The following is a 13,621-nucleotide window of genomic DNA, read 5'->3' as shown; positions in this document are numbered from 1 at the left end:
CCGTACAGGCGGCCGGGGCAGCGGTGCCGGGGCTGCCTGCCGACGGCGTCGCCGGTGGACCGTGCGACAGGTGCGGCGGGAAAGCCGTACGAGAAGCAGGTCACCGCCCGGTCAGCCGGCAACGACCGACCGGGCGGGAGCATGTGCCGGAGAAGGCCCGCAGGCCGCCGGCTCGGCCTCCGCGAACGGATGCGCGGGCGTGTCCGCGGCCGGCCGGCGAGGCCGGCGCACCGGCTGTTGCTGCGGCTTCGCCGTCGAGGCGGCGGGCAGGGTGAACCACACGACCTTGCCCTGGTCGCCGTCGGGCCGCACACCCCAGCTCTCGCTCATCGCGGCCACCATCGCCAGACCGCGACCACAGGTGGCGAGCGGTGCGATGTCCGCGGCGTCCGCCACGTCGTCCACGACCGGAAGGCGCGGATCGTGGTCGCGTACGGAGACGGTGAGCCGGTCGAGCAGCAGCTCCATCTCCACGGTGCACGACTTGTCGGGCTGGGCGTGCCGGTGGACGTTGCTGAGCAGCTCCGTCACACCGAGCGCGGCCCGGTCTATCAACGGGTCCAGATGCCAGTAGCGCAATTGCGCAGATACGATTCTGCGGACCTGGCCGATCCGCGACGGCAGGGCTTGGAGCTCCACCGTGCAGTGCCTGCTCGGATTACTGATCACGGCTGCGACTCCCCGACGTGAGGTCCGGAAGAACACGGAGAACGGATCCAGCAGGGTGCTTGCGTTCGAACGGCCGCGCCTGCTGTCTTGGCCGGCGGGCTGGTTCGCAGCGTTATCGCCGGTAAACCCAGAGTGACGTGAGACCAGAGTGACGCAGCGGTCACGCTCCCGCAACTCGCCGCCCCTCGGCGCCGTTCAGCCGCCGCGCCCCGCCGCCCTGCGCACCGCCTCGATGAACCGGCGGGCGGCGGGCGGTCCCGGCTCGCCCGGGGCGAGGTCGTGATCACCCAGGGTCAGCAGGTACCGATTGCCGTTGAGGTCGGCCAACGCCCGGTCGTCGGGGGCGAACCAGGGCCTGGAGGCGCGCACGGCCTGCACCGGTGCGCTGTCGATCTCACTGCCGTAGCTCGTGAGCAACTCCAGCCTGCCGTCGCTGATCCGGACCTGTCCGGCCCGGGTGAGCGAACGCAGCCGCTTCCCGATCCGCACGCCCGTGGCCGTGAACTCCGGCTCCGCCATCCTTCCCCGCCCCCTTGTGCGCGTCGGTCGCCGGGCGGTGTGCCTCATGGGCCGTCGTCCGGCGTGGTCCAGCTCGAGTCGTGAACCAGTGTGCGCCCCCGTTCGGGACGTTCGTCCCGTCCGGGGCAGTCTGCCCGCACCAGGCGTGGAGCACCAGTGCGCACGGGGTGTGCGCGAGCGGCGGCCGGAGCACTTGCGCGAATGCGCCCCCGGGTGTTCACGCGGGTGTGCCCCAGGGGCTCCTTTGGGTCGCCCAAAGGTGTGTTTATGCAGGTGGGAAGAGGTGTGGAAGCTGCCTATGATCGAGGTGCCGGCGGCGCTGGGCGTCGCCGGAGCGAAGCGTAAGGAGCCCCGCCGTGAGCACCACCCCACAGACCCGGACCGGCGCCACCCTCGACGTCGACCACAGTGACGCCGGCTACCGGAAATGGCTGAAAGAGGCTGTCCGGAAAGTCCAGGCGGACGCGAACCGTTCGGCGGACACGCATCTGCTGCGCTTCCCGCTGCCCGAGAAGTGGGGCATCGACCTCTATCTGAAGGACGAGTCGACCCACCCCACCGGAAGCCTCAAGCACCGGCTCGCCCGCTCCCTCTTCCTCTACGGCCTGTGCAATGGCTGGATCCGGCCCGGCCGTCCGGTGATCGAGGCGTCCAGCGGGTCGACGGCCGTCTCCGAGGCGTACTTCGCCAAGCTCATCGGCGTGCCCTTCATCGCGGTCATGCCGCGCACGACCAGCGCCGAGAAATGCCGCCTCATCGAATTCCACGGCGGGCAGTGCCACTTCGTGGACGACTCACGGAAGATGTACGAGGAGTCCGCCCGCCTCGCGGTGGAGACCGGCGGCCACTACATGGACCAGTTCACCTACGCCGAACGGGCCACGGACTGGCGCGGCAACAACAACATCGCCGAATCCGTCTTCCGCCAGCTGGAGTTGGAGCGCTTTCCGGAGCCCACGTGGATCGTCGCGACGGCGGGCACCGGCGGCACCTCCGCGACCATCGCGCGCTACGTCCACTACATGCAGTTCGACACCCGCATCTGTGTCGCCGACCCGGAGAACTCGTGCTTCTTCGAGGGCTGGACCACCGGCGATCCGGACGTCACGTGCGACTGCGGCTCGCGCATCGAGGGCATCGGCCGGCCGCGCATGGAACCGAGCTTCGTGCCCGGTGCGGTCGACCGGATGATGAAGGTCCCGGACGCGGCCAGCGTCGCCGCCGTCCGCGCCCTGGAACGGGCCATCGGCCGCAAGGCGGGCGGCTCGACGGGCACCGGCCTGTGGAGCGCGCTGAAGATCGTCTCCGAGATGGTGGCCCAGGGCCGGCAGGGGAGTGTGGTGACCCTGCTGTGCGACCCGGGGGACCGGTACCTCGACAAGTACTACTCCGACTCGTGGCTGGAGGAGCAGGGCCTGGACATCGCGCCGTACGCCGCGGCGATCGACTCACTGCTCGAGACGGGCGTGTGGCCGGACTGAGTCCGCGGCGCGGCCCGTTCCCGCCCCGGGGCGGCGTGTGATCGAGTGCGGTGGACGCCCGGACCTTCGTTCACCCGGGCGCACGGAGCCCTTGCCGGCGCCGTGCGTGCCCGTGCTGGAGACTCCTTCGCACGCCGGGGACCCGTCCGGCCCTACCCGGCCAGGCGCCGGTCCAGGGCGGCGACCGCGTTCCGGAACGCGCGACCCGTGCCCGCGCGGGCGAGGCCGAAAAGGAAGCGGAACGGGGCGGTGCCGTCGACCGCGAAGGTCATCCGCACCCGGGTGCCGGTACCTGCCGGGAAGAGCCGCCACTCCTCGATCCAGGCGCGGGGGCCGGGAACGTTCGTCAGGTCGACCCGGTACGCGTACAGCTCGGGCGCCTTCGCCACGAGCACCGACTCCTCGAAGCGCGTGCCGCCCCTGAGCCGGACCTCGCGGCCGCCCTCGGTCGGCCGCGCGGAGGCCACCGCCGAGAACCACCGCGGCCAGCCCGGCACGTCCTCGGCGAGCGCACGGAAGACGGCGTCCGGCGCGGCCGCCGTCTCCCGCTCGAACACGAGCCGTACCGGGGCGGTCTCGACGAACTCGAGCCCCACGGGGCGCAGTCGGTGGGCCATGGGCACAGACCTCCTCGTGAAGTCCCGCGAGGAAACGGACCGAGGAAACGGACCGTCGGCCGGTCAGCCTAGCTGACGGGCCGTCAGAAGTCTGCGTCCTCGTCGGACTCGCCCGCGACCACGAGCCGCCGCAGATGCTCGGAGATCTCCGCCCGCGCCTCGGCCGGCAGACCCGCGTCGGTGACCAGGGTGTCGACCTGCGCCAGCGCGGCGAACGAACTCAGGCCCACCGTCCCCCACTTGGTGTGGTCGGCGACCACCACGACCCGGCGCGCCGACTGCACCAGCCGCCGGTTGGTCTCCGCCTCGGCGAGGTTCGGCGTCGACAGACCGGCCTCGACCGATATCCCGTGCACACCGAGGAACAGCAGGTCGAAGTGGAGAGCTGCGATCGCCTGGTCGGCCACCGGTCCCACGAGCGAGTCGGAAGGGGTGCGCACCCCGCCGGTCAGCACGACCGTGGCCGCGCCCTGCCGCGGGCCCGAAGTGCGCTGCGCCGCGTGGAAGACGTCGGCGACCCGCACCGAGTTGGTCACCACGGTCAGGTCGGGCACCTCGACGAGATGGTGCGCCAGCGCGTACGTCGTCGTACCGCCCGACAGGGCGATCGCGGTGCCCGGTGTGACGAGCTGGGCCGCCGTCCGCGCGATGTCCTCCTTGGCGGTGAGTTCCAGACCCGACTTGGCCTCGAAGCCCGGCTCGTGAGTACTCGCCTCGACGACCGGCACGGCGCCGCCGTGCACCTTCTCCAGCACCCCCTGACGGGCCAGCGCGTCGAGGTCGCGGCGCACGGTCATGTCCGACACGCCGAGCTTGCGGGTCAGTTCGTTGACCCGCACGCCACCGCGACGCCGGACCTCGTCCACGATCAGGGCGCGCCGCTGCTCCGCGAGGAGGTTCTGATTCTCACTCACGTACGCTCCGGTCCTTTCGCCTCAAGCCGTCCGACACGCCCTGCGTACCTGCTCCGACCAGGACGTTCCACCCGTCTCCCGTGCGCGGGCGTCCCATCTTGTCACGGGAGGGTCCAGGTTGCGCCACCACCCGTACAGACGCGCACATGTCATTCGGACAACACCCGTCCCGGTGGATGTCACACGGACCGGGGAGATTCCATGACGAGAGGTGTACGACACACCGGAAACGGAGATCCTGAAGCCCGCACGGACACATGCCGTCGGCGGGTCACGGGGAAGTGCGAGAACAGTGGAGCGTGCTCAGGAACGTGCCGTCGCGGGCGGGGCGGACGGCCCCGCCGCACGGAGCGGGGAACCCGATACCCACCTGGAGCTGCTGGTCCACGGGGTCGGCGGCACCACACCGGAGGAAATGCTCGGCGACCCGCGCACGGTCAGGGTCACCGGCGACGACACGGCCGCGGTCTTCCGGCGCGCCGAGGACGCCGACGCGGAGACCCGGCCCGGCGGCCACGGCGGCCGGCCCGTGCCAGAGGCGTACGTCTGGTGCAACCTCACCTCGGGGAACGGAGCGCGCGCCCTGTGGCTGCTGCTGCTCCCCTTCATGGTCGTCAACCTCGCCCACTGGATGCGCCCCGCCGCGCACGGCCGGAACCGAGCCGTGCGACTGTACGGACTGCTGGTGCGGCTCGCGGGCCTCACCCTCACGATGCTGCTGGTGGCCGCCGCCTGCGAGGTGGCCCTGGACCTCGCGGCCTGGCAGTGCGCGGGCGCCCGCGACTGTGCCCGGCGCCACTCCTGGCTGGGCTTCCTGTCGCCCGCGGTCTCCGGCGAGGGCTGGTGGAGCCCTCCCGGACGGCGACTCGCCGTGGCCGCGCTGGTGCCGACCGCCCTCACCGGCCTGCTCTGGTACCTCTCGCACCGCACCTGGAGCGCCTACGAGTCCGAGAAGCCGCCGGCCGGCACCCCCGAACCCGACGAACACACCTGCCGCACCTCGCTGGGCCGTCCCGGCTTCTGGTACGGGCGCCGTCTGGTGGCCCGGCTGCGCGCCGCCCACACCGCGGCGGGGCTGCTGACGGTCGCCGCGGCCGTCGTCACTCCCACGGCGGCCTTCGACCACCGCGCGGGCGGAGCCGCGGCACTGGAGCCGGCGGGAAGGCTCCTTGCCGCGGCGCTGGTCCTCTGGACGGCCGTCGTGGTCTTCGTGGTCTGCCGCCGGGGCCGCAGCGAGAACCGCCTCGACCAGGGACTCGACGAGCACCTCGTACGGCGGCTGCCGCTCGGTGCCCTCGCTCTGCTCGCCCTCACCCTGCTGTACGCGGGCTGGCCGCGTCCGGGGTGGCGCTCGACCGGCCGGCTGCCCGGGGACGCGGCCTTCGGCGGCCTCGCCCTGGCGCAGGGGGTACTGGTCGTCGCCATCGGCATGGTCGCCCACGACCTGTACCGCCGCCACCCCGACCCGCGTGCCGCGATGCGCGGCCTCGGCGGGCCCGCGGTCGCGTTGCTCGCCTGCGCGCTGGGCGGTGTGATCTCGGGCGGTGTCGCACAGCGCGTGGCCGACTGGCTGGACGGCACCGGCGGCTCCATCACCGGACCACCCGTCCTGCTGACCTGGCAGGCCTCGGTGATCCCACCACTGCTCACCGCCCTGCTGGCGCCGGCCGGCCTGCTGTCCTGGCGAACCTGGCGGCGGTGCCGCGCCGAGCGGAGGGAGGTGGAACTCGACCACCCCGGGGAGCCCGAGGACGCGTCCCGCACCCGCCGTATCGCACGCACCCGGGCGACCGCCGCCCTCACCGACCAGGCGCCCCTCGTGGTCGCCTTCGTCGCGGCGGCCACGTTCCTGCTGGGGGCCGGAGCACTGGCGGGCGCCCTGGTGACCGAGCGGGCCCCGGGCGAGGCGACCCGTGGCACCTCCGCGGTGGTCCAGGGCGCGGCCGAGGCTTCCCAGGCGCTCGGCTCCTGGCTGGTCGGGCTCGGCTTCATACTGTTCGTCACCTGGGGCCGACGCGCCTACAAGGACGCCTCGGCCCGGCGCACCATCGGCATCCTCTGGGACGTCGGCACCTTCTGGCCGCGCGCCGCCCACCCCTTCGCACCGCCCTGCTACGCCGAGCGCGCGGTGCCGGACCTCACCTGGCGCATGGCCACCTGGACGCGGCGCACCGGCGGCCGGCTGGTCATCTCCGGGCACTCCCAGGGCAGTGTCCTCGCCGCGGCGGCGGCCTGGCAGCTGAAGCCGTCCGCCCGCAGGCGCGTCGCACTGCTGACCTACGGTTCCCCGCTGGAGCGCCTGTACGGCCGCTGGTTCCCGGCCCACTTCGGACCGGCGGCGCTCGGCTCCCTGCACCGCGAGGTCGCCTGCTGGCGCAATCTCCACCGCCTCACCGACCCCATCGGCGGCCCGGTTCGCCTCCCCGGCGGCTACGGCCCGGAGGTGGACCGTGCACCGCTGCGCGACCCCCTGGCCTACGGCCGCACGGCGCAGCATCCCCTGCCCGCGCCCATTCTCGGTCACTCCGACTACCAGGCGGACCCGGCCTTCGCCGAGGAGCGGGAGCTGCTGCTGGCGCGACTGCGGCCGGACGTGCCGGGGCCGCGCCTGCGGGACGAGCCGTCCGCCGGGCCGGGGCCGGACGGCGAGGCCGGGGCTCAGGGCAGCTCGGGCAGGTCCTCGGCGTAGAGCAGGGTCAGATCGTCGGTGGTGGGCTCGGCGAGCTGGGCGACCCGGCTCGCGTGCCGTTCCACCATCGCCTCGAACGTCTGGCGGGCGGTTCGGCCGTTGCCGAAGGCCGCCCCCTTCGGGATCAGCGTGAAGTACTTGAGCAGGGCCTCGGGCGCGCCCGGCGCCAGCCGGTACTCGTGCTCGTCGGCCTGCTGCTCGACGATGCGCAGCAGCTCGTCGGGGCCGTAGTCGGTGAAGGTGATGGTGCGTGAGAAGCGGGATGCCACACCCGGGTTGACGGACAGGAAGCGCTCCATCTCGGCGGTGTAGCCGGCGACGATGACGACCACCGCGTCGCGGTGGTCCTCCATCAGCTTCACCAGCGTGTCGATGGCCTCCTTGCCGAAGTCACGGCCGGCGTCCTCCGGCGACAGCGCGTAGGCCTCGTCGATGAACAGCACACCGCCGCGCGCCCGTTCGAAGGCCTCCTGGGTGCGGATCGCCGTGGAGCCGATGTGCTCGCCGACCAGGTCCACACGGGAGACCTCGACGAGGTGCCCCTTCTCCAGAACGCCGAGGGAGGCGAGGATCTCGCCGTAGAGGCGGGCAACGGTGGTCTTGCCGGTTCCGGGGGAGCCGGTGAAGACGAGGTGACGCTTGACCGATGCCGCCTTGAGGCCCGCCCGCTGGCGGCGCCGGCCGACCTCGATCATGTCGGTGAGGGCGCGGACCTCGCGCTTGACGCTCTCCAGGCCGACGAGCGCGTCGAGCTCACCGAGCACGGCCCGGGAGGTCCGCGACGGCGTCTGCGGCTCCGCGGGCGCGACGAGCGGCTCCGGTTCGGTGCTGCGCTGCCCGGGGATCGCGCCGAGCAGACCAGGGGACTGGCTCGCCGTCTGCACGGCCGGCTGCGGAGCGGACGGCCCGAACGCGGCTCCGCTCTCGTCGCTGGTGCAGTCCTCCACGACGGGCCCGGTGCCGGACCCGGAGTCGGGGCCGCCGTCCGCGAACTCGTAGCCGCCGCGCGCACACCGTTCCGTGCGGCACTTCTTCAGCGTGGTCCGGCACCCGTCTATGACATGGAAGCCGTACCCGGCGCTGCCCGTCACCCGGCAGCCCGTGAAGCTGCCCCGGCCTCCGGCCGACACATAGAAGCCCGCCTCCGCGGGGGAGTCGACCGTGCAGCGCTCGATGGCCGGGTCGGCGCCCTTGGTGACGATCACCCCGGTCTGGGTGCCGTCCAGCGTGCAGTTGTTGAGGGTGCCTCCGCTGCCGTGGTCACGGAACCAGGCGCCCGTGGCCGCGTCCCGGATCCGGCAGTCGTCGAGCTGCGCGGTGGCGCCGTCGCTCACCGACACGGCCGTGTTGCGGACCTGGGACAGGTCGCTGTCGACGACATCCGCCCGGGAGCCGCGGTCCAGGACGAACAGCGCGTCCGGCACGTCGTGCACCCGGCAGGAGTCGAGCACCGCCGTGGCGCCGTCGCTCACCCACACCGCCGGATAGTCGCCCGTGCTGTCGAAGATCTCGCACTGGTTGGCGTCCACCCGGGTGCCCGGATCCCACACCGACAGGCCGTTGCGCCCGAACTGACGCACCGTGGTCCGCGTCAGCGTCAGCACCGAACGGGACCGCAGGTCGACCGCGTTCTCCGGGATGTCGTGGATGCGGCAGTCGGCGAGGGTGAGCACGGCCTCCGTGTCGAGCGTGACGCCGTCGGCGGTGGTGCGGTGCACATCGCAGTCGGTCAGATGCGCGGTCGCCCGTGCGGTGACCTGGGCTCCCGAGCCCCGGATCTCGTAGACCTCGCAGCCCACCGCCTCCAGCGCGGAGTTCTCGCCCGTCACCATCAGACCGGCGCCGGAGGCATGGTGCACACGGCAGCGCTCGAACCGGGGGTGTGCGCCGCCGCGCACGGCGACGCCCGACTGGCCGGCCGCGACCACCTCGCAGTCCTCGAACACCCCTCCACCGCCGTCGAGTACGGCGATGCCGATGCCGGCGGGGTTGTCGACGGTGCAGCGGCGCACGGTCGGCCGGGCCCCGCCGCGCACCTCGACTCCCGCGGCGGAGCGGGTGACGATGCGGACGTCCAGCAGTTCCGGCGTGCCCTCCTCGACGAGCAGGGCGGGCGCCGCCGCGTCCTGGCCCTCCACGTGCAGGTCCTGGACCACGGCCGAGGCGCGCAATGTCAACGGCACCCCGTCCGCGGGCGCGATGCGGACCGAGCCGGGCGAGCCCTCCGGGCCGCGCAGCGTCACCGCCCGGTCGACGACGAGATTCTCCCGGTAGGTGCCGGGGGCGACGGTGAGGACGTCACCGTCGGCCGCGGCCTCCAGGGCGGCGGCGAGCGTAGCGTACTCACCCGTGCGGCGCCGCCACCGCGATGTACCGGTGTGCGTCACCTGGACCGTGCCCTGTGCCATGGCGTTGCCGTGCCCCCACCTGGTCGTACTGATGGCTCGTTCGCCTTCGGGGCGCCGCGGCCCCTTGACTCCCTCGCGCGGGTCGATGCCGAATGCTTCGGCCGGTCCACCGTAGCGTGCGCGCAGGCGGTGGGTTGACCAGAGGCGGAAGGCCGTCAGCTGCCGGTGCCGGTCCGGCCCCAGTCCGGGCCGGCGCGGTCCCAGGCCTGGTCCCAACGCGCGTACCTGCGGCGGACCATGCGCCAGACGATCACCCGTCTGCCGCTCTCGACCGTCCCGGCGACCAGGAGCGCGGCGCCGAGTCCGGCGAGCACGGCGTGCGTCGTCGCCGTCGCGGAATCCAGCGGGCGGGCGACTATGCGGCCGTGCGGGTCCGTCCAGAGCCTGAAGCGGTCGCCGTGGTGCGGGGACTTGAGGTTCGACATGACCGGACCGTGCTGCCGGGTGCCGTCGGGCGCGGTCCAGTCGGCGAGGACTCGGCTGCGGGTGCCGTGCGCCGAGGTGGTGTCGGGGTCGGGCTCGAGACGGGCGCCGTCCAGCTCGCGCACCACGGTGGCCGTGACGATGTGACGGGAGTGCTGCTGCTCCAGGACGGACCGCTGCAGGGAGTCCTGCGCCACCGCGCCGACGAGGGAGCCGAGAACGGGTGCGGCCACCGCGATCAGCAGCAGGGCCACGAGAGCCACCCAGGCCTCGGCCAGATCGGTCGCGCGGCGCAGCTGATTGCGCCGCCAGCGCCAGAGACCGCTGATTGCTCGCACGGTCCCGCACCCCCCCTTCCCGCTCCGTGACAACGCCTGGCAGAGCCGTTCACGCGCGGGCCCGGCCGAAGGGAGGGCGGAACCGCCTCAGCGCCGCCGACCGGGACCTCTTATGAACTTCTCACGTCCCCAACGACCGGACCCCGGCGAACGGTTCCCCTCCGGCGCCCCGATCACGGTGCCGTCCGTGGAAGGCCGCCGCAGTCCAGCAGACCGCCTCGTCCTGGAGTCCTAGTCGAGGATCCGCACCGGGTCCCCGACCCGGATCGTGCCGGCCGACACGGGCACCAGATTCTGGCCGAAGACGAGGTCGGTGCCGAACCGGCGGTGCCGGGCCAGGGTGCGCAGAGGTTCCCGGCCACGCTCGGCGGTGGACTGGTCGGTGGTGGTCACGACGCACCGCCCGCACATCTTGGCCACCCGGAACTCCACATCGCCGATCGCCATGCGCGACCAGTCGTCCTCGGCCCAGGCCTCCGTCCCCGCCACGACCACGTTCGGCCGGAAGCGGTTCATGGGCAGCGGGCCCTCGTGGGCGTGATCGCCCTGGGCTATCAGGGAGTTCAGGGCGTCGAGCGAGGCGATGGTGGTGACCAGCAGCGGAAAGCCGTCCGCGAAGCTCACGGTCTCACCGGGCAGCGCGTGGCCGGGATCGATCGGGCGGCGGGTGGCCGGGTCGTCGAGGTGGACGAGACGGACGTCGCTCTCCAGATACTCGCCGCACCAGACGCGTGCGGCGTCCCCCGCCGGGACGGCGTCCACCTTGGTGCCGAAGATGCTCACCGGCACCGTGCCCGCCGGGTCCGGAACGGGCACGGTCAGCGGTTGCCGGCCGGGCGCGGACAGACGAATGCCGCCGCCGGGCACGAGCTCGGCGGCGGCCAGCGCCAGACGCGGCTGTTCTCGTTGCGTGACGACCTTGCCCCCGTCGTCGACCAGCGCCCAGCGCCGGTCTCCGGACAGCCCCCAGGGTTCCACCTCGGCCTGCCGGGGCGAGGTGCCCCGGAGCGCCTTGACCGGATGGACGTGAATCGACTGCAGTACGGCATTCCCCATGAAGCCATGGTGCCAGGCCGCACCGACAGCGGGGGAGGCCGGTCAGTAGCCGCGGTACTGCTGCTGCTGATGGTTGTACGGATCCTGGTACGGAGCCTGTGCCGGGCGCGGAGCCGCGGGGCGCATCGCCTCGTAGCCGGTACCCCCCGCCATCGGCCGCGGCTGCTGCGGCTGCTGCGGGCCGGGGTAGCCGCGGGGCGCGGTGGCCTGCTGCGGGATGTAGGCGGTGGGTGCCTGCTGAAGCGGAGCGGGCTGCATCGCCTGCGGGTAGCCGTAGCCGTAGCCGGGGACCTGTTGCGAAGGCGCGGCCGGAAGCGCGGGGAGCGCGGACGGCAGCGCCGGCAGGTTGCCGCCGGACATGCTGGTGCCCATGTCGTAGGCGGCGGGGACCCGGATCGGGGCGATCTGCGGGGTGCCCCGCTCGGCCACGAGCGAGTCGTAGATCGGAGTGTCCGGGAAGGAGGCGGAGTAGTAGCCGCCACCATAAGTGGAGCGGGGGGAGGTCATGGCACATAAGTTAAGCCCACGATGTGCTGGTTGGGGAGACCGATAAGAGGGTTGTTTTCCGTGTCCGCAGTGACGCGGGATCCCCAATCCGAGCGAACTTGGCAAAAAAGGACGGCGATCAGCGTTTGGATCGTGTAAAGGCCGAGCTCTTGGTGGGTTACCGGGGGTTGGCCAGCGATCTTCCGGTGCCGCCCAGGGGAGTTCCCCGCGCCTCCGAAATAGGTTGTGCGGGTAGGGATGGCAATCGACGGCCGCGGATGCGGGCCGGCGGGGCGACACGTGAGATGGGGGCGTACATGTCAATGCCGAAAGGGTCGAATGCGCCGGTGCCGACGGCGGCCCTGCGCGTCGAATTGGGCTGGCGCTCCGGACCCGGGGTCCCGGACGCGGACGCCTCGGCGCTGCTCCTCGCGGCGGGAAAGGTGCGCTCCGACGGGGACTTCGTCTTCTACAACCAGCCGGCGCACGCCTCCGGCGCGGTCCGGCACGAGGGCAAAAGGGACGTCGGGGGCCGGATAACCGACACCCTCCTCGTCGACCTCGCGCGCGTGGAGGGCGCCGTCGAGCGGGTGATCCTCGCGGCCTCGGCGTACGGCGGGACGTTCGGTCAGGTGCCGGACCTGTACATCGAGGTCCAGGACGCAGACCGGGGAGGTGTGGTCACCCGCTTCGACAGCCCCGGTGCCACGGTGGAGACGGCCTTCGTGCTCGGCGAGTTCTACCGTCGCCAGGGCGGCTGGAAGTTCCGGGCCGTGGGCCAGGGCTACAGCAGCGGACTCGAAGGCCTGGCCACGGACTTCGGGATCACCGTGGACGAGCCGCAGCACGCGGCCCCGCCGCCCCCCGCCCCGCCCGTCGCCCGCCCGGTGACGATGCCGCCCCCGCCGGCGCCTCCCGCCACGCTGCCTCCCCCGTCGGGCCCCGCCGCCCATCTGCCCCCACCGTCGGGGCCTCCCGTCCACCTGCCTCCGCCACCTCCCGCGCCGCCCGCCCAGCCCACCCAGCCCGTCAGTCTCAGCAAGGTGACGCTGACCAAGGCCTCCCCGTCGGTGTCACTGGCCAAGCAGGGCGGCACCTCGGGCGCCATGCGCGTCAACCTCAACTGGCAGATGCGCCCGCAGTTCTCGGGATGGGGCGGCCGGCGCAGCGCGGGGCACGCGGACCTCGACCTCGACCTGTGCGCCCTCTACGAACTCGCCGACGGCCGCAAGGGGGTCGTACAGGCACTCGGCAACGCCTTCGGATCTCTGAACCGGCCCCCGTACATCCACCTCGACGGGGACGACCGCACCGGCGCCGTGACGAGTGGCGAGAACCTCACCGTCAACCTCGACCACAAGCAGGACTTCCGGCGCATCCTCGTCTTCGTGACCATCTACGAAGGCGCCAGTTCCTTCGCCGACCTGCACGCGACGGTCACGCTCCAGCCCCAGCACGGCGCGCCCATCGAGTTCTCCCTCGACGAGTGCACGGTCCCCTCGACCGTGTGCGCGCTGGCCCTGATCACCAGCACGGGAACCGACCTCATGGTCCAGCGCGAGGCGCGGTACCTGGTGCCGCAGCGGGGGGTGAGTCCCCAGCGGACCGTCGACCGCGCCTACGGGTGGGGCATGAACTGGACCCCGGGCCGGAAATAAGGGGGAGGGGTCAGTTCTCGTCGGTCACGGGGTCGGGCCTCGCGTACGTGCGGCCCTTCCAGGCCGCTCCGCGCCCCCTGTAGTGCTGCACCGCCGAATCGACCGTCATGAGGAGGTAGAGGAACGCGGTGAACGGCAGCAGGGGGGCGAGCCACAGAGGCTGGCGGTAATGGCGGAGCATGGGAACGTACGTCGCCGTCATCACCAGCCATGCCGCCGCGCCGGTGCCCGCGGCCGCCGTGCTCCCCGCCGCCGGGGCCTGCACCGCGGGGGCCGGGGGTGGCCGGGTCAACGGCCCGCGGGCCGCGACGGAGGGACGCTGCCGCAGCGGGGCGTGGCGCAGCAGCGTCGTGGTGCGCGGCG

General features: G+C 72.7%; 11 protein-coding genes and 1 pseudogene. 3 read left to right on the top strand and 9 right to left on the bottom strand.

Features of this window, described 5'->3' with window-relative positions:
* Positions 1-111 precede the first annotated feature (111 nt).
* Complete coding sequence (locus tag ACFW2E_RS10990; RefSeq protein WP_384464702.1) at positions 112-669, bottom strand: ATP-binding protein; 558 nt, start codon at positions 667-669, stop codon at positions 112-114.
* A 195-nt stretch (positions 670-864) separates the two neighbouring features.
* On the bottom strand, positions 865-1,188 hold the full coding sequence (locus ACFW2E_RS10985) for a hypothetical protein (protein WP_384464699.1): 324 nt from the start codon (positions 1,186-1,188) through the stop codon (positions 865-867).
* A 356-nt stretch (positions 1,189-1,544) separates the two neighbouring features.
* Here ACFW2E_RS10985 and ACFW2E_RS10980 point away from each other — a divergent pair, with 356 nt between their 5' ends.
* Positions 1,545-2,669, top strand: a complete 1,125-nt coding sequence (locus tag ACFW2E_RS10980; protein ID WP_384464696.1) for a PLP-dependent cysteine synthase family protein — start codon at positions 1,545-1,547, stop codon at positions 2,667-2,669.
* Between the two features lie 152 nt (positions 2,670-2,821).
* On the opposite strand, the gene ACFW2E_RS10975 is transcribed toward ACFW2E_RS10980, so the two are convergent.
* On the bottom strand, positions 2,822-3,286 hold the full coding sequence (locus tag ACFW2E_RS10975; RefSeq protein WP_384464693.1) for an SRPBCC family protein: 465 nt from the start codon (positions 3,284-3,286) through the stop codon (positions 2,822-2,824).
* A gap of 83 nt (positions 3,287-3,369) precedes the next feature.
* Positions 3,370-4,200, bottom strand: a complete 831-nt coding sequence (locus tag ACFW2E_RS10970) for a DeoR/GlpR family DNA-binding transcription regulator (RefSeq protein ID WP_384464690.1) — start codon at positions 4,198-4,200, stop codon at positions 3,370-3,372.
* 292 nt (positions 4,201-4,492) lie between these two features.
* Between ACFW2E_RS10970 and ACFW2E_RS10965 the strand changes: the two genes are divergently transcribed.
* Complete coding sequence (locus tag ACFW2E_RS10965; RefSeq protein WP_384464687.1) at positions 4,493-6,889, top strand: hypothetical protein; 2,397 nt, start codon at positions 4,493-4,495, stop codon at positions 6,887-6,889.
* Here the strand turns inward: ACFW2E_RS10965 and ACFW2E_RS10960 are convergent.
* From ACFW2E_RS10960 to ACFW2E_RS10945, 4 genes are all read right to left on the bottom strand, one after another.
* A complete protein-coding gene (locus ACFW2E_RS10960) occupies positions 6,859-9,297 on the bottom strand; it encodes a right-handed parallel beta-helix repeat-containing protein (protein ID WP_384464684.1) in 2,439 nt (812 codons plus the stop codon). The two genes, ACFW2E_RS10965 and ACFW2E_RS10960, sit on opposite strands and share 31 nt — an antisense overlap.
* 155 nt (positions 9,298-9,452) lie before the next feature.
* Entirely contained in the window at positions 9,453-10,058 is a 606-nt protein-coding gene (locus tag ACFW2E_RS10955; RefSeq protein WP_384464681.1) for a hypothetical protein, read from the bottom strand.
* 231 nt (positions 10,059-10,289) lie between these two features.
* Entirely contained in the window at positions 10,290-11,114 is an 825-nt protein-coding gene (locus ACFW2E_RS10950) for an MOSC domain-containing protein (protein ID WP_384464678.1), read from the bottom strand.
* 42 nt (positions 11,115-11,156) lie between these two features.
* Positions 11,157-11,621, bottom strand: coding sequence for a DUF6643 family protein (locus tag ACFW2E_RS10945; protein WP_384464675.1), 465 nt, complete (start codon positions 11,619-11,621; stop codon positions 11,157-11,159).
* 302 nt (positions 11,622-11,923) lie between these two features.
* On the opposite strand from ACFW2E_RS10945, the gene ACFW2E_RS10940 reads away from it, so the two are divergent.
* A complete protein-coding gene (locus ACFW2E_RS10940; RefSeq protein ID WP_384464705.1) occupies positions 11,924-13,258 on the top strand; it encodes a TerD family protein in 1,335 nt (444 codons plus the stop codon).
* 10 nt (positions 13,259-13,268) lie between these two features.
* Here the strand turns inward: ACFW2E_RS10940 and ACFW2E_RS10935 are convergent.
* Positions 13,269-13,621 (bottom strand): annotated as a pseudogene (locus tag ACFW2E_RS10935) (glycosyl transferase family 2); the annotation flags it as partial.

The organism is Streptomyces sp. NPDC058964 (genome assembly GCF_042741275.1).
Taxonomy (GTDB): domain Bacteria; phylum Actinomycetota; class Actinomycetes; order Streptomycetales; family Streptomycetaceae; genus Streptomyces.
The sequence above is the reverse complement of the archived record's forward strand: the minus strand, read 5'-3'. Positions and strand labels throughout refer to the sequence as shown.